Raw genomic sequence first — 16,567 nt, forward strand, 5'->3', positions numbered from 1 at the left:
CCTGCGCTGTGCCAGAAAGCTGGCTTAGGCAGGGTAAGAACCGGGCAGAACGAAAGAAATACGTTCATTGCCCTTTTTTCGCGCCTTTTTTGCCCGCTAACATGTCTCCCAGATCGGCAAAAGCATGTAGACCTCTTCGCAATTAAACACTGATTTTTGTTGTTGCCAAACCAGTTGGTCTTTGCTAAGATGGGAAAAATAGTTTTTTGTAAGCGTATACATTTAGGGTAAAATTACAACGTTGTAATTTTGGTTTTGTGTTTATATCTACGTATTCAATCGTTTGTTATTTGTTCTAATATTCTATTTTGAAAGGGGTTTTATGGATTCTTTGTTTAAGGGAATGATCTGAATTGTGCATGAAGTGGCATGTTTATGACTGAAAATTCAAACGTTGTAATTTTAATGCGAAGGGGAGTCTAAAAGGTGAAGAATCGCATGTCCACGCTGTTCAGCCTGATCAAACGGGATAAGTATTTGCTGCTGATGTTCTCACCCATTTTTCTGTATTACGTCATCTTCATGTATGTTCCCATGCCGGGCATGCTGCTGGCCTTCCGCAATTTCATGCCTGGGCAGGGAATGTTCAGCGGGGAATGGGTGGACCTAAGGTGGTTTGATCAGTTTGTGAATTCCATCTACTTCTGGAGGCTACTGCGCAATACGTTTTTGCTTGCCTTCCTGCCGCTCCTGTTCGGATTCTCCATCCCCATTCTGTTCGCCGTCTGTATTGTAGAAATCAAGAATCAGACGTTCAAGCGGTTCGCCCAGACCGTCACCTACCTTCCGCATTTCATCTCGACCGTCGTTGTCGCGGGCATGATTATTAACTTCCTGTCACCCACGGATGGGATCGTGAACACCCTGATTGCCAAGCTCGGTATGGAGAAAGTGAACTTCATGATGGATGCCGGATGGTTCCGAACGATATTCACCAGCTCCGATATCTGGCAGAGCTTTGGCTTCAGCTCCATCATCTACATTGCGGCCATTATGGGCATTGACCCCGAAATGTACGATTCCGGTAAAATTGACGGCGTCAACAAATTCCAAGAGCTATGGCACCTTACACTTCCCAGCATCAAACCAACGATTGTCATCCTGCTGCTCCTGTCGCTTGGCGGCATTATGAGTGTAGGCTTCGAGAAAGTATATCTGCTCTATAACGGCGCTACCTATGAGACTGCAGACGTGTTATCTACCTACGTGTACCGGATGGGGATTGAAGGACAGAACTACGGATTTGCGACAGCCGTCGGCCTGTTCAACTCTATTATCACCTTTGTGCTTGTGTTCGCGGCTAATACGATGACCCGGCGTCTGACCAAGATGTCACTCTGGTAAGACCACATCCCGACCCAAAGGAGACCTGTATGCAAAAATCAAGAAGTGACCGGTTATTCTATGGATTTGTCTACCTGCTGACCATATTGGCAGTCGTCGTTACGCTGTATCCTTTTCTGTACGTGATCAGCATTTCATTCAGCTCAGTTGATGCAATCGACAAACAAAAGGTTGCGTTGTGGCCGGTAGGATTCACTTTGTCCGGGTACAAAATGGTGCTCCAATACCGGGAGTTGTGGGTGTCCTTCTATAACACCCTGTGGTACACCGTTATAGGTACTCTCCTGAATATTGTTGCTACGTGCCTCGCAGCATTTCCGTTATCCAGGCAGCAATTTTTCCTGCGCAGAAAGCTAAACTTTTTCATTGCCTTCACCATGTATTTCTCGGGTGGACTCATCCCGGTTTACATGCTGATTACGTCATTGGGGCTATATAATACCCGCTGGGTAATGGTGCTCCCTGTGCTGGTCATTACGTTTAATGTCATGATTTGCCGCTCAGCCTTCGAGGGTATTCCGAATGAAATCTTCGAAAGTGCAAGCATAGACGGGGCCAATGAACTGACGATGCTGTATCGTCTGGCGATACCCATTATCAAGCCAACGCTTGCCGTGCTGACGTTATATTACGCCGTATTCCACTGGAACAACTTCTTCTCAGCCCTGTTATATCTGGGCAAACAGGATATGCAGCCTTTGCAAATGTTCCTGCGCAGGGTGCTGATCATGGCATCACCGGAGGTCATGCAAAAAATGGGCGGCACGATGACCACGGGCGCGCTTGCAGTGTCCACACTTCAGGTTCGGTATGTGTCGATTGTGGTCAGCATTCTGCCAATCGTTACGATCTACCCTTTTATCCAGCGGTACTTCGTCAAAGGGATTACCCTCGGAGCCGTGAAAGGATAGCCTTATCGATCACCATGCATTACCCAAGGTTGTTCATAATAAGGAGGAATAACGGATGATAATCAGAGGGGCCGGAAGAAAAAGTGTTCTCGCGGTGATTCTTGCTATCAGTCTCGCCGGATGCAGCAGTAGTACAGGAGCAGGGGGAGATAAGGGCAGTGCTTCACCAAGCTCGGAGCCAGCGTTCAACTACACAGGGGCAGGTCCGGTAACGGACCAGAAAGATGCCAAGCTGTCGATTCTCGGGACCAACGCATGGACGACCAATGTGGATCTCTCTACTGCGGAAATTGTGAAGAAAATTGAGAGTAATGCCGGGGTAACAGTCGATTGGGATCTCATTCCGCCGCAGAATTATGCAGATGCAGTGAATCCAAGGCTTGCGGCCGGAACAGGATTGCCAGATATCGTCTATCTGCCGGATCAGGATCAGCTCATGAAATACATTAACAGTGGTCTGTTTATTCCGCTGAATGACCTGGTGGAGAAGTATGGTGTGAATCTCAAAAAAATATACGACAAATCCCCCTCCGTCAAAGCCAGTTTAACGACGCCAGATGGTAAAATGTATTATGTTCCGCAGCAAACGCTTACGAAAAACTACATGCCCTTGTTTATGGTGAATGAACGCTGGCTGAAGAAGCTGGGATTGAACGAACCTGCGACACTGGATGAGTTCACAGCGATGCTGCGCAAATTCAAGACAGACGACCCGAACGGTAACGGCAAGGCGGATGAAATACCGTTGTCCATGGAATCCAAGTTTGTGCCGATGGCATTTGGTCCTGCTTTTGGTCTTGATCTGTCCAATCAGTTCTATGCGGATGACCAGGGTAAGGTACATTTCAGCTATTATGAACCTGCCTACAAGGAATATCTCACATACCTGAACGGGCTGTACAAAGAAGGACTGCTCGGGGTGGACTATGCCAGTACCACAAGTGATCAGGTGACCTCTCGCATCTCGCAGGATGTAACCGGAGCCACGTTTAATTTTAGCTGGTACATGTCGATGGTCTACAGTCCGTTGTTCAAAGATTACGATCCGGTGGAGCCCATCTTTAAAGGCATTCTGCCACTGAAAGGACCGCATGGAGACCAGTTTTATATTGGACGTACGCCTGTGAGTGGAATTTTTGGAATCTCCAAAGATAGCAAAAATCCGGAGCTCGCCTTCCGTTTCCTGGATTATGCGGTTAGTGAAGAAGCGCAGACGTATTATACGTGGGGAATCAAGGACGATACGTACACCGAAGAGAATGGCGTGAAGACATTCACGGACAAAGGCAAAGATAATGACTATATCCAGAAACTCGGCATTGGTCCCGTGAATCTACCGAACATTCAGTCTACCGATTCGGCGGATTCCGTTGTGGCCGAATGGCATGCCAAGCTCGACAAGGAATTGGAGCCTTACATCCACGAACCGTTCCCATTTGTATATGCTTTGCCAGATGAGGCGAGTGTAGAGAGCATGTCCATGCCGGATATTACGACATATGTGGAAGAGATGAACTTCAAATTTATAAGCGGAGATGACAGTCTGGATCAGTTTGACAGTTATATTGAGACTTTGAAAAAAATGAACATTGAGCAGGTTATTGCCGGCAGACAGGCGCAATATGACCGGTATAAGGCTGCACAGCAATAAGCTTCCCAAGGGTTGAGAGGTGTTGATTGATTTTGATAACCATTAAGGACATTGCCAAACTGGCGGGAGTGAGCTACAGCACGGTATCCAAAGCGCTAAACGGTGATCCCCGCATCAAACCGGCGACGCGGCAGAAGGTGCTCGCGGTTGCGGAAAAGCATCAATATCGAAAAAACATTATGGCACAGCAGCTTTCCACCGGCAGAAGTAACATTATCGGCTTTGTTCTTGATGAACTGAGCAATCCGCTGTTCTCGAATATTTCGGGCAATCTGCACGCGGAGCTGAAGAAGCGGGGATACCAGATGATTTTGGTCGTCGCGGATGATGGGCTGGATGTCTTCAGCCAGCTTCGCGTGGATGGATGTATCCTGTGGGATTATGCTCTGGACAATCGGGATGCCTTCTGGAAAAAGTTCGCGACACTCAACATGCCATGTTTTGTGCTTGGTACAGATGAAGCCCCGAATTCCCCTTACATCAAGATTGACCGGAAAGAGGGTATATACAAAGCGGTTGAGCATCTGAAATCACTGGGCCATAGCCGAATTGGTTTCATTGGAAACTCCCAAAATATCAAGCTTGAAGGGTATCGGGAAGCGTTGCAGCGCACAGGCCTTAATTTCGATCAACGCCATGTGCTGCCTGCACATTCCTCCTGGGAGGACGGATATTTTGCCATTCGGAATTATACGTTTGAACCTGATTCACCAACGGCATTTATTGGCTTGAACAACCTTGTAACTCGAGGTGCATTGCGGGCTTTGCTGGAAGCTGGCTACAATGTGCCAAATGATATCTCGTTAATCGGTTATGATGATCTGCCGGATATGCAGTATGCCGAGGTGGCGCTAACAACTATTGGTCCACCACTGGATGAACTGGCAGCACAGGCAGCAGAATTGATCGTATCGTTGATCCGTGATGAGCAGGTGGACTATCCGGTGATTATCCAACCGAAGCTGAATCATCGCAACTCGACGGCGATTTGTCGGCAGCAAGTGTCTGAGTATTAATGATAGGCTGAGTACAACATTCAAGGTCCAGGGAGGGTTCTTTTATGCAGGTACAGACGCAGTTATCTTGGTCAGAGCGAATAGCGGAGATGATTTACCAGCAATGCGATGGAGAGAGCTATCATGTGTTTCCTTCGGAACGTTGGGCATATGTTCAGGGGATGACGTTAATGGCGATGTCACGCACTGGCAAGCAATACGGCAAGGACGAGTATGTTTCTTTTATGAAAAGACATATGGATCTGTATGTTCAGGAGGATGGTTCCATCGGAACGTATTCCCTGGAAGAGTACAACCTGGATCAGATCAATCAGGGCAAGAACCTGTTCGAACTGCTGGAAGCCACCGGGGATCAGCGATACGCTGAAGCTGCGCATCTGCTCGCAGTCCAGCTCGCAGGACAGCCCCGAACTTCAGAGGGCGGATTCTGGCACAAAAAAATCTATCCCTTCCAGATGTGGCTGGATGGATTGTATATGTCGTCGCCTTTTCTGGCGCAATATGCCAAAACATTTGACCGGCCTGATCTGTGGGATGAAGTGGCTCATCAGATTTTGTTAATCGAACGCAAGACGCGTGATCCTCGCACGGGTCTGCTCTATCATGGCTGGGATGAATCGAAGGAGCAGATCTGGGCGGACTCCGTAACCGGATGCTCCGCACACTTTTGGAGCCGGGCGATGGGCTGGTATGCGATGGCGATCGTGGATAGTCTGGAGCACTTCCCGATCCATCATCCGAAACGGGGCACAATCATTGGCATCTTCGAACGCATGTGTAATGCATTGGTACGTGTACAGGAGCAGGAGAGCGGGCTCTGGTTCCAGGTGCTGGACCAGGGATTCCGCAAGGGCAATTATCTGGAAGCTTCCGGTTCAAGCATGTTTGTGTATGCTATGGCGAAGGGCGTTCGCTTGCGTTACCTGGAGCCGCATTTCAGGCAGGCCGCAGAGAAGGGATGGCATGGACTGACATCCCGATTGATGGAGGAAACGGAGAAAGGCGTGAAGCTGGACGCGATCTGTCATGGGGCAGGACTCAGTCTGGATCGGGATGGTTCATACAGTTATTATGTCGGCGAGCAGATTGTGAGTGACTCGTTCATGGGTGTGGCGCCGCTCCTGCTGGCTGCGCTGGAAATGGAGCGATTGCCATGAACAAACCTCTGTCATGCGGGTCAGATCTGGATCTGTACAGGAATGGTTACCTGGTTGCTGCGGACGGAAGCGGCGATTTTCCCACCATTCAGGCTGCCATTGATGCGATTCCGGCCAACTACACTGAAAAGTATACGATTCGCATAAAGCCAGGCACCTATGTTGAAAAACTGCATATCGAGAAGCCGAGGGTTCACCTCGTCGGTGCAGGAGCTGAACAGACTATCATCACATATGATGATTATGCGCTCAAGAAGTTCCCGAACGGGGAGTTGTATCATACCTTTCATTCGTACACGGCCTTTATTGGTGCAGATGATTTCACCGCTGAAGGACTTTCCTTCATCAACTCGGCTGGGCCTGGTCGTGAGGTGGGTCAGGCGTTGGCTGTATATGTGGATGGGGATCGGGCAGCCTTCCGGCATTGCCGATTTATAGGTCACCAGGACACGATCTTTACCGGACCATTGCCCGAGCAGCCAATTGACCGGAGTTTCTTCGGGGGGCCGCGTGACGGGGCAGAGCGGCGGAAGCTGCGCCAATATTATGAAGATTGTTACATTGAGGGAGATGTCGATTTTATTTTTGGCTCGGCTACGGCTGTGTTTCAGGGCTGTGAGATTTTTGCGAAGAATCGGTTGAGCGATGCTGCTGCAGAGGGAGAAGTGAATGGTTGGATCACGGCTGCTTCCACACCAGAGGGCGCACGATATGGCTATGTGTTTATCGATTGTGACCTGACCAGCAACGCCCCCGCTCAGTCCGTATATTTAGGCAGACCGTGGCGTAATCATGCCAAAGTCTGTTTCCTGAACTGCTGGATGGGGGCACATGTGAAGCAGGAGGGCTGGCATAACTGGAACAAGACCGATGCGGAAGCAACAGTTGTGTACGTTGAATATCATAGTGCCGGACCTGGTGCAGGAAGTGTGATGGGGAGAGTTCCGTGGGCGAAAATACTCAGTGATCAGGAAGCGGCCGAATATACTGTGCCTGTTATTTTATCCGGTGAGGATGGGTGGCAACCTTTCGAAGGTATGTTGTCATTTGAACTATCCTCCTCGAAGTTATAACAAACTTAGGAATACATCCGTTAATTTATAAAATGAAAGTAAAAAAAAGGCTGTCTATCAATTCTCTTAATGACCTGATAGACGGCCTTTTTGCGCGGTATATTACATTTTTCGCCCCCCATAGAAATAATTTATCCCTTATCTCAATTGCATTTTACTGATTAAATACAGGGTGAGGATCTGTAAATTCCCTGTAAATTTGGATGATGTCTGCAAAAAAAGAAAACGAGAGGGAAGGTCCATTTTGATAAAGAAAGGGAGTGAAACGATACTCATCGTCAGACGGCTTTATAAGCTCTAAGATTACGGATCACATGTAAGTGCACCAGTGAAGCTTTGTTTGCAAGGTGAAAATAATCTGAATACAGGAGGGATTTTGCTTGAATCAAGCTGTTCGATTCCGCCCGGTCATTACATTCGCTTTGGCATTTCTTCTGATTATTACGTGGTTTGCACCAAGAGCAGACGCCGCTGCCCAGTGGCAGGCAGGCACCGCATACAAACAAGGAGATCTAGTAACCTATTTAAATAAAAATTATGAATGTATTCAGCCCCATACGGCTTTGACCGGATGGGAGCCCTCAAATGTGCCTGCATTGTGGAAATACGTGGGGGAAGGTACGGGAGGAGGAACTCCAACTCCGGATACGACACCACCTTCCGTTCCTGCAGGTTTAACCTCATCCTTCGTCACGGAGACATCGGTCAATCTTACCTGGAACGCATCCACGGACAATGTAGGTGTAACCGGATATGAAGTGTACCGGAACGGTACTCTCGCGGCGAACACTTCAACGACTACGGCTGTAGTAACAGGACTGACAGCCGGCACCACATATGTTTTTACAGTCAAAGCAAAAGATGCGGCAGGCAATCTGTCCGCAGCAAGCACCTCTCTCAGCGTTACCACTTCCACCGGAACTTCGAATCCTGGGCCTAGCGGCAGCAAATGGCTGATCGGCTACTGGCACAACTTCGATAATGGCTCTACCAACATTAAACTGCGCAACGTGTCAACAGCCTATGACGTTATTAATGTCTCCTTTGCCGAGCCGATTTCACCCGGCAGCGGAACGCTCGCTTTTACTCCGTATAACGCTACGGTAGAAGAGTTCAAGTCGGACATTGCGTACCTTCAAAGTCAAGGGAAGAAGGTACTGATATCTATGGGAGGAGCCAATGGCACAATTGAGCTCACAGATGCGACCAAGAGACAACAGTTCGAGGATTCCCTAAAATCCATTATTTCGACTTACGGATTCAATGGTCTCGACATCGATCTTGAAGGAAGCTCCCTGTCTTTAAATGCGGGCGATACCGACTTTCGCAGTCCAACGACTCCGAAGATCGTTAACCTGATTAACGGCGTGAAAGCGCTTAAATCACACTTTGGTGCCAATTTCGTCCTGACCGCTGCACCGGAAACGGCCTACGTACAGGGCGGATATCTGAACTATGGTGGTCCTTGGGGGGCGTATCTTCCAGTGATTCATGCCTTGCGCAATGACCTGACCCTGCTTCATGTGCAGCACTATAACACCGGTTCGATGGTGGGGCTGGATGGACGTTCTTACGCTCAAGGGACAGCCGATTTCCATGTCGCCATGGCCGAAATGCTGCTTCAAGGGTTTAACGTAGGTGGAAGCTCGGGTCCATTCTTCAGCCCTCTGCGTCCGGACCAGATCGCGATTGGCGTACCAGCTTCCCAGCAGGCGGCTGGAGGCGGCTATACGGCGCCAGCTGAGCTGCAAAAGGCATTGAATTATTTGATCAAAGGAGTATCATACGGCGGTTCCTATACCTTGCGCCAGCCTGCGGGCTATGCCGGTCTCAAGGGCATCATGACCTGGTCAATCAACTGGGACGCATATACGAATAACCAGTTCTCGAACGCACATCGTCCGTTCCTGAATGGGTTTAGCACGCAAAAGACAGAGGAGGTTGTGTATTAAATGATAAATTTAAATAAACACACTGCTTTTAAGAAGACTGCAAAGTTTTTCCTTGGTCTGTCCCTGCTCTTATCCGTCATCGTACCTTCCTTTGCGCTCCAACCTGCTACGGCCGAAGCAGCAGATTCTTATAAAATTGTTGGTTACTATCCGTCCTGGGCTGCGTACGGGAGAAACTATAATGTAGCTGACATCGATCCGACCAAAGTGACACATATCAACTATGCATTTGCTGATATTTGCTGGAACGGCATTCATGGAAATCCGGACCCTTCGGGACCCAATCCTGTAACCTGGACCTGTCAGAATGAAAAAAGCCAAACGATCAATGTACCGAACGGAACAATCGTGCTCGGCGATCCATGGATCGATACGGGTAAGACATTTGCAGGGGATACTTGGGATCAGCCTATTGCGGGTAATATCAATCAGCTTAACAAGTTGAAACAAACCAATCCTAATCTGAAGACTATTATCTCCGTTGGAGGATGGACGTGGTCCAACCGTTTCTCTGATGTAGCCGCGACTGCTGCAACCCGAGAGGTCTTTGCTAACTCTGCCGTAGACTTCCTACGGAAGTACAATTTTGATGGGGTAGATCTGGACTGGGAGTACCCGGTATCAGGCGGACTCGATGGTAACAGCAAACGTCCTGAAGATAAGCAAAACTACACATTGCTCTTGAGCAAAATCCGTGAAAAGCTGGATGCGGCGGGAACTGTGGACGGCAAGAAGTATCTGCTTACGATTGCAAGCGGTGCGTCTGCAACCTATGCTGCCAATACGGAGCTTGCAAAAATTGCTGCCATCGTCGACTGGATTAACATTATGACATACGATTTTAACGGCGCTTGGCAAAAAATCAGCGCACATAATGCGCCATTGAATTATGATCCTGCAGCTTCAGCTGCTGGCGTGCCAGATGCCAATGCATTTAATGTGGCAGCCGGAGCACAAGGGCATCTGGATGCAGGCGTACCGGCCGCTAAACTCGTGCTTGGTGTTCCATTCTACGGTCGTGGCTGGGATGGATGCGCACAAGCAGGCAACGGCCAGTATCAGACGTGTACGGGTGGTTCTTCCGTTGGAACATGGGAAGCAGGCTCCTTTGACTTCTATGATCTGGAAGCCAATTACATCAACAAAAACGGATATACACGTTACTGGAATGACACCGCCAAAGTGCCATATCTCTATAATGCGTCCAACAAGCGCTTTATCAGTTATGACGATGCGGAGTCCATTGGATATAAAACGGCTTATATCAAGAGCAAAGGACTCGGCGGAGCGATGTTCTGGGAGCTCAGCGGTGACCGTAACAAAACACTTCAAAACAAACTGAAAGCCGATCTGCCTACCGGAGGCACAGTGCCTCCAGTAGATACGACAGCACCAAGCGTACCCGGGAATGCCCGTTCGACAGGCGTGACAGCAAACTCGGTGACGCTGGCCTGGAATGCTTCAACGGATAATGTAGGCGTTACCGGTTATAACGTCTATAATGGCGCTAATCTTGCGACATCCGTCACCGGAACGACAGCAACAATTAGTGGACTTACAGCGGGTACCTCATATACCTTCACGGTAAAAGCAAAAGATGCGGCAGGTAATCTGTCTGCAGCCAGTAATGCTGTAACCGTAAGCACAACGGCTCAGCCGGGAGGCGATACGCAAGCACCAACTGCACCAACGAACCTTGTGTCCACCGCGCAAACGACATCCAGCATAACGCTGAGCTGGTCGGCATCCACTGACAATGTGGGTGTAACGGGTTATGACGTGTACAACGGAACGACACTGGCAACAACGGTAACCGGTACGACCGCAACGATTAGCGGGCTTGTGGCGAATACCTCGTATACATTTACAGTAAAAGCAAAGGATGCGGCAGGCAACGTATCTGCAGCGAGCAACGCGGTAAGTGTGAAGACAGCCGCCGAAACGACGAATCCTGGTGTATCCGCGTGGCAGGTCAACACAGCTTATACTGCGGGACAATTGGTCACATATAACGGCAAGACGTATAAATGTTTGCAGCCCCACACCTCCTTGGCAGGGTGGGAACCATCCAACGTTCCTGCCTTGTGGCAGCTTCAATAGTTAAAAATTGAAATACAACATTTTTAATTGAAGCGTGCAGTGTTGGCGAGCTTAGTTAATGGAAAGAGAATATGACACATGGATTTTTTCTCGGCGCTAAACAGAAATTGATAAGAAAAGGGAAGACCAAAAACCACCGGATCTTGATCCGGTGGTTTTTGGCTATGGTATGTCAAAGCAGGCTCCAACATGGATTTGCCCTACTTATTTTATCTGGAATTTTATACTGACATAATTAGAATCTTCAATTAGAAATCAAAGTTGTCCGGGTCAGGTCCAACGCGAACATCTTCGTTCAGAGCGCTAATACGCTCCATCTCATCATTGGACAATTCAAAGTCGAAGATGGAAGAGTTCTCAACGATACGTTTTTCCTTGGTAGACTTCGGAATAGTAATAACACCGTTCTGCAAGTCCCAGCGCAGGATGATTTGTGCTACCGATTTACCTTTCGCAGTGGCAATCTCGGTCAGAACCGGATTGTCCAGAAGTTGACCCTGCATCAGCGGGGACCAAGCTTCCAATTGAATTCCGTTTTTCTCACAGAACGCTTTGAGCGGAGCTTGAGTCAGACGAGGGTGGTACTCCACCTGATTAATGGCTGGCTTCACTTCAGCATCCTGCAACAGATCTTCAAGGTGATGAATCTGGAAGTTACTGACGCCAATGGCTTTAATGCGGCCTGCTTTGTACAGCTGCTCCATCGCTTTCCATGCGCCTTTATATTTGCCTTCTTTTGGCCAGTGAATCAGATACAGGTCCAGATATTCCAGTCCCAGTTTGTTCAGCGTGACATCAAAAGCAGCAAGAGTTTCCTCGTATCCGAGGTCTGCATTCCACACTTTGGACGTAATGAACAGTTCTTCACGTTTCAGATTATTCTCTTTCAATGCCTCAGCAATGGCTTGTCCTACACCGGATTCATTGCCATAGATAGCGGCTGTATCAATGCTGCGGTAGCCGTGAGCAATCGCTTGTTTAACTGCCTCGATTAATTCAGATCCTTCTTCTACCTGAAATACACCAAGTCCGAACCAAGGCATATGAACGCCGTTATTTAAAGTTACTGTAGATTGCAAATGTTGTGCTGTCATGTGAAGTCCTCCTCATATTATGAATCAAAATGGTAGTAACGATGTAAACGATAAATCCTAGTATCCTTCATTAAGTCATAGTAGATTAAATTCGAATTAACGTATTATACTAGATTACAATAAAAGGCGAAACCGGTTCCGAGTTGTAGCTTCAACACTGGAAAGATACGTGTTTACGCTGATCTCTGACTGAACCTGTCTTACGTCTCTGATGGGGAATAGGGATCTTTACGATCAAGCGCTCTTGCCCAACCAGTTAGAAGAACAGCAGCCAGAACCATAATTGCACCAACCCATGTGGTATGAATCAGACCGATGGAATCTGTGATTACACCACCCAAATATGCACCAATTGCGATACCTGCGTTAAAGGCTGCGATGTTGAAGGCGGAGGCGACGTCTTTGGCTTGTGGAGCATAACGTTCTGCGAGCGTCACGACGTACATCTGAAGCCCTGGCACATTCATGAAGGCAAGCAGACCCATGCCGAGTATGGTGAGTAACGCTGCCAGCTTAAATGGAACTGTGAAATACAGTATGCCCAAAATGACGGTCTGAATGATAAACATATAGAAGAGTGCTTGGAGTGGATTACGGTTGGCGGCTTTCCCTCCGATAATATTGCCGATAGCAATGGCGATCCCGTACAGCAGCAGAATTCCAGCGACCGTTTTCTCGGAATACCCGCTGATATCATGCAATAGTGGGGACAGGTAAGTGAATACCACAAACGTTCCCCCATATCCCACGGCTGTAATGGCAAAAGCCAGCAGCAACCGTCCGCCTGTCACCAGCTTCAGTTGTTCTCGGAATGCAGTTCGCGTTCCACGTTGCAACGTGGATGGCACGAGAAGCATGTTGCCGATGAAGGCCACAACACCTACGACAACGATAAGAATGAAAGCTGCGCGCCAGCCCCAGTTTTGACCGATGAGTGTACCCAGGGGTACGCCAGTTACTGTAGCAATGGTCAAACCAGAGAACATGATGGCAATAGCGCTCGCCCGGCGGTTTGCAGGAACCAGGTCTGCCGCAATGGTGGAACCAATGGACATGAATACTCCGTGTGCTAGAGCGGAGACAATTCGCGCAATGAGCAGCATGGTAATTCCACTCGAGAGCGCCGCCATGGTGTTACCAGCGATAAAAACAACCATAATGGCAAGCAGCAGCGTCTTGCGTGACACCGTTGACGTCAATGAGGTCAGAATCGGTGCCCCGAAGGTTACGCCTAATGCATATAAAGTAACGGTCAGTCCCGCTGTCGTTACGGAAATGCCCAGGTCATCTGCAATAAGGGGCAGCAGACCAACGCTGATAAATTCAGTGGTGCCGATGGCAAACGCACTGATTGCCAGCGCCAGCAGTGCCCAGGTACTGCGTTTTGAATCTTGTAGCATGTTTTGTTCAACTCCCCAGAATGTAGATTTACGTACCGGCAAATGCTATTATGAGTTATTCGACATAAAATGAATAGTACGTACTTTTTAGTACCCTACGTACTTTTTAGTGCCTATATAGCAATTGCTTTTATGAATAACAATTCCAGGGAGGACATTCAGCATGATCAGAAAGAAATATAATATCTCAGTTGAAGCGACGCTTGAAGTCATCGGTGGCAAATGGAAATGCGTCATCCTCTGCCATCTGACACACGGAAAGAAGCGGACTAGTGATCTCAAGCGTATTATGCCCGCAATTACGCAGAAAATGTTAACGCAGCAGCTAAGGGAGCTTGAAGATGACGGGATAGTGAACCGCATTGTGTATAATCAGGTACCTCCCAAGGTGGAGTATGAACTGAGTGATTATGGGCGAAGTTTGGAACCAATTCTGAATGCCCTATGTAACTGGGGAGATCAGCATATTATTAAGGAATACGGAGATAAATTCTCTGTGTTGGAGGATAATGGGTTAAATGATTTTAACACGGACAACAAGGAGCTGATGAAGCCATGAACTATGAAATTCTATATGATGGTGCATTTGCGATGCTTAAAGTGCAATTGCAACGGGGAGAACGGTTCAAGGCAGAAAGCGGGGCCATGGTATCCATGACACCAACCGTTGAATTGAAGGGATCTGCCGAAGGCGGTATGTTTGCCGGATTTGGACGTATGATCAGCGGCGAGAAATTCTTTTTTCAGGAATTGACGGCTGCAGGCGGATCTGCGGAAATTCTGTTGTCACCTTCCAGTATGGGGGATGTGGAGGCCATTGAACTGGATGGTTCCTATTCGCTCTACGTACAGAAAGATGGATTTCTGGCCGGAACGGAAGGCATCCAGGTGAATACCAAAATGCAAAACTTAAAGAAAGGTCTCTTCTCAGGAGAGGGTTTCTTTATTATAGAGATCAGTGGGCGAGGAACAGTGTTCCTATCATCCTATGGTGCAATCCATGCGATCAATCTGGCTGCGGGTGAAGAAGTGATCGTGGATAATGCCCACTTGGTTGCATGGCCCAATTATATGGATTATCGCATTGAGAAAGCTTCACAAGGTTGGTTATCCAGCGTGACCAGTGGAGAAGGATTAGTATGCCGATTCCGTGGTGAAGGGACAGTCCTGATTCAGAGCCGTAATCCGCATGGATTTGGTCAATGGGTCAAGCAATTTATTCCTTCGCGCTAATGTTTTCTGATGAAAATGTACAATGTTGAAACGCATACGTTCCGACAAGCGTTATAAGAAATGATGAAGCTCAAGGTGTAATGATGGAGGTATATTGAGATGGAAAGCTCACGGTATAAAAATGCTCAGGAAAGTCCAGGATACTTGCTATGGCAGGTTACTACAATGTGGCAAAAGGAAATACGCAGGGTGCTCGAGCCTCTGGAATTAACACAACCCCAATTTGTATTATTGCATGCCTGTGTGTGGCTCAATGAACGCGACACAGAGGGTAAGGGCGTAACTCAGGTCCAGCTTGCGCAATTTGCCAATGTGGATGTTAACGTTACTTCTCAAGTTCTCCGTGCTCTTGAAAAGAGAGAGTTGATAACTCGGAAGCGTCATCTTACCGATACCCGTGCGAATATTATTACAACAACGCGGGAAGGAACTCGCTTGGCGCTTGAAGGTATTCATCTCGTTGAAGCCGCGGACAAGGTTTTCTTTGATAATATAAGTGATCGTAAGGACGAATACATGGAAATTATGCAGGAATTTATTCGATATAAAACAGATGTTTAAACCATAGAAAGATTTTTTCTATGATTTATTAGACTACAATGTGTAGTGAAGTTGTACCTCCCGGGCTTTTTAGCCGGGAGGTTTTTTCTGTTGGTTCAATCCAACCGATAAGTCGCGAATGGCTTACCGTGACGGAAAGAGTCGCTGAGTTGATCGAGCTCGGAGATCATATCATCGGTCAGTTTCATGTCCAGGCTAGCCAGATTATGCTCCAGCTGTTCGGTACTCGTTGCCCCAACGATAACCGTTGAAACAGCAGGGCGGGCCAGTAGCCATGCAAGCGACAGGACACTTGGGGAGCAGCCATACGCCGATGCCTTTTCACTGATCTGCTCACCTAATTTAATATTGTGTTCCAACAAGAAACGATTGAAGGCTGGATCAGTATCCGCTCTGGAACCGGAAGGCACGCCAGCTTCACCATTGTATTTTCCTGTCAGAATGCCACCTGCGAGCGGAAAATACGGGATAATACCGACGCCTTGATCAAGGCACATCGGTACAAGTTCAAGCTCAGGCGTGCGATCAGCCAGAGAGTAGCTGGTTTGGGTCGAGATATAGCGTAAATATCCTTTTAGTTCGCTGGTACCAAGAGCTTTCATCAGTTCCCAGGCTGCATAGTTGGAAGCTCCGATATAGCGGACTTTGCCGGAAGTGACCATATCGTCCAATGTGCGCAGCGTCTCATCCAGTGGTGTATGCGGATCAAAGGTATGGATCTGATAGAGATCCACATAGTCCGTTTGCAGACGCCGCAGGCTATGTTCAAGCTCTTGCTGCAAATGATAGCGGGATGAACCGCGTCCATTAGGACCCTCATGCCGGGGAAGTCCGGCTTTGGTAGCAAGCACAGCGTTTTCACGTCTGCCCGTCAGGGCTTGTCCAATAATCCGCTCCGATTCCGTTCCGGCGTAGATGTTGGCGGTATCGATAAAATTGATTCCCTGATCCAGTGCCGCATGAATAATGCGGATAGAAGTGGGGGCATCCGCCCGTTTACCAAAGGCATTGGTACCGAGTCCAAGTGCGGAAACGCGCAGACCACTATTCCCTAAACGTCGATATTCCATCGTTC

14 protein-coding genes are annotated in these 16,567 nt (G+C 48.2%); 11 read left to right on the plus strand and 3 right to left on the minus strand.

The window, feature by feature from the left end:
* Window positions 1-426: 426 nt before the first annotated feature.
* The 8 genes from MHB84_RS14090 (at window position 427) to MHB84_RS14125 (ending at window position 11,204) form a co-directional block, all read left to right on the plus strand.
* Window positions 427-1,344: an ABC transporter permease gene (locus MHB84_RS14090; protein WP_076287322.1), complete on the plus strand. Its 918-nt coding sequence runs from the start codon at window positions 427-429 to the stop codon at window positions 1,342-1,344.
* A 29-nt stretch (window positions 1,345-1,373) separates the two neighbouring features.
* Window positions 1,374-2,255: a carbohydrate ABC transporter permease gene (locus tag MHB84_RS14095; protein ID WP_063565907.1), complete on the plus strand. Its 882-nt coding sequence runs from the start codon at window positions 1,374-1,376 to the stop codon at window positions 2,253-2,255.
* A 55-nt stretch (window positions 2,256-2,310) separates the two neighbouring features.
* Window positions 2,311-3,906, plus strand: a complete 1,596-nt coding sequence (locus MHB84_RS14100) for an extracellular solute-binding protein (protein WP_076287323.1) — start codon at window positions 2,311-2,313, stop codon at window positions 3,904-3,906.
* Window positions 3,907-3,938: 32 nt separating this feature from the next.
* Complete coding sequence (locus MHB84_RS14105) at window positions 3,939-4,922, plus strand: LacI family DNA-binding transcriptional regulator (RefSeq protein WP_076287697.1); 984 nt, start codon at window positions 3,939-3,941, stop codon at window positions 4,920-4,922.
* Window positions 4,923-4,966: 44 nt separating this feature from the next.
* Entirely contained in the window at window positions 4,967-6,079 is a 1,113-nt protein-coding gene (locus MHB84_RS14110; RefSeq protein ID WP_076287324.1) for a glycoside hydrolase family 88/105 protein, read from the plus strand.
* Window positions 6,076-7,152 (plus strand): pectinesterase family protein, encoded by a 1,077-nt coding sequence (locus tag MHB84_RS14115; RefSeq protein WP_076287325.1) that lies wholly within the window; start codon window positions 6,076-6,078, stop codon window positions 7,150-7,152. Before MHB84_RS14110 ends, MHB84_RS14115 begins: the two co-directional genes overlap by 4 nt.
* 380 nt (window positions 7,153-7,532) lie before the next feature.
* The gene (locus MHB84_RS14120; protein WP_143764491.1) at window positions 7,533-9,104 is read left to right on the plus strand and encodes a chitinase; all 1,572 of its coding nucleotides are present in this window, start codon (window positions 7,533-7,535) and stop codon (window positions 9,102-9,104) included.
* A complete protein-coding gene (locus MHB84_RS14125; protein ID WP_076287327.1) occupies window positions 9,105-11,204 on the plus strand; it encodes a glycosyl hydrolase family 18 protein in 2,100 nt (699 codons plus the stop codon).
* Between the two features lie 248 nt (window positions 11,205-11,452).
* Here the strand turns inward: MHB84_RS14125 and MHB84_RS14130 are convergent, their stop codons facing one another.
* Together MHB84_RS14130 and MHB84_RS14135 are read right to left on the minus strand one after the other, a co-directional pair.
* Complete coding sequence (locus tag MHB84_RS14130; RefSeq protein ID WP_076287328.1) at window positions 11,453-12,298, minus strand: aldo/keto reductase; 846 nt, start codon at window positions 12,296-12,298, stop codon at window positions 11,453-11,455.
* 200 nt (window positions 12,299-12,498) lie between these two features.
* Complete coding sequence (locus MHB84_RS14135; protein WP_076287329.1) at window positions 12,499-13,698, minus strand: MFS transporter; 1,200 nt, start codon at window positions 13,696-13,698, stop codon at window positions 12,499-12,501.
* A gap of 163 nt (window positions 13,699-13,861) precedes the next feature.
* Here MHB84_RS14135 and MHB84_RS14140 point away from each other — a divergent pair, with 163 nt between their 5' ends.
* The 3 genes from MHB84_RS14140 to MHB84_RS14150 all read left to right on the plus strand — a co-directional run bounded on the left by MHB84_RS14140 (window position 13,862) and on the right by MHB84_RS14150 (window position 15,492).
* Entirely contained in the window at window positions 13,862-14,257 is a 396-nt protein-coding gene (locus MHB84_RS14140; protein ID WP_076287330.1) for a winged helix-turn-helix transcriptional regulator, read from the plus strand.
* Window positions 14,254-14,931, plus strand: a complete 678-nt coding sequence (locus tag MHB84_RS14145; RefSeq protein WP_076287331.1) for a TIGR00266 family protein — start codon at window positions 14,254-14,256, stop codon at window positions 14,929-14,931. The genes MHB84_RS14140 and MHB84_RS14145 overlap by 4 nt, the downstream gene beginning before the upstream one ends.
* Before the next feature lie 165 nt (window positions 14,932-15,096).
* Window positions 15,097-15,492 carry a MarR family winged helix-turn-helix transcriptional regulator gene (locus MHB84_RS14150; RefSeq protein ID WP_341143048.1) on the plus strand — a complete coding sequence of 132 codons (396 nt, stop codon included), beginning with the start codon at window positions 15,097-15,099 and terminating at the stop codon, window positions 15,490-15,492.
* A 95-nt stretch (window positions 15,493-15,587) separates the two neighbouring features.
* Here the strand turns inward: MHB84_RS14150 and MHB84_RS14155 are convergent, their stop codons facing one another.
* Window positions 15,588-16,562, minus strand: a complete 975-nt coding sequence (locus tag MHB84_RS14155; protein WP_076287333.1) for an aldo/keto reductase — start codon at window positions 16,560-16,562, stop codon at window positions 15,588-15,590.
* Window positions 16,563-16,567: the final 5 nt, after the last annotated feature.

The organism is Paenibacillus sp. FSL F4-0087 (assembly GCF_038020215.1).
GTDB classification, from domain to species: domain Bacteria; phylum Bacillota; class Bacilli; order Paenibacillales; family Paenibacillaceae; genus Paenibacillus; species Paenibacillus taichungensis.

Bases quoted from the DNA above. Each gene is read 5' to 3' on its own strand.
- MHB84_RS14155 (WP_076287333.1), bottom strand. From the start codon at position 16,562: ATGGAATATCGACGTTTAGGGAATAGTGGTCTGCGCGTTTCCGCACTT.
- MHB84_RS14140 (WP_076287330.1), top strand. From the start codon at position 13,862: ATGATCAGAAAGAAATATAATATCTCAGTTGAAGCGACGCTTGAAGTC.
- MHB84_RS14110 (WP_076287324.1), top strand. From the start codon at position 4,967: ATGCAGGTACAGACGCAGTTATCTTGGTCAGAGCGAATAGCGGAGATG.
- MHB84_RS14135 (WP_076287329.1), bottom strand. From the start codon at position 13,698: ATGCTACAAGATTCAAAACGCAGTACCTGGGCACTGCTGGCGCTGGCA.
- MHB84_RS14100 (WP_076287323.1), top strand. From the start codon at position 2,311: ATGATAATCAGAGGGGCCGGAAGAAAAAGTGTTCTCGCGGTGATTCTT.
- MHB84_RS14145 (WP_076287331.1), top strand. From the start codon at position 14,254: ATGAACTATGAAATTCTATATGATGGTGCATTTGCGATGCTTAAAGTG.
- MHB84_RS14150 (WP_341143048.1), top strand. From the start codon at position 15,097: ATGTGGCAAAAGGAAATACGCAGGGTGCTCGAGCCTCTGGAATTAACA.
- MHB84_RS14130 (WP_076287328.1), bottom strand. From the start codon at position 12,298: ATGACAGCACAACATTTGCAATCTACAGTAACTTTAAATAACGGCGTT.
- MHB84_RS14095 (WP_063565907.1), top strand. From the start codon at position 1,374: ATGCAAAAATCAAGAAGTGACCGGTTATTCTATGGATTTGTCTACCTG.
- MHB84_RS14125 (WP_076287327.1), top strand. From the start codon at position 9,105: ATGATAAATTTAAATAAACACACTGCTTTTAAGAAGACTGCAAAGTTT.
- MHB84_RS14115 (WP_076287325.1), top strand. From the start codon at position 6,076: ATGAACAAACCTCTGTCATGCGGGTCAGATCTGGATCTGTACAGGAAT.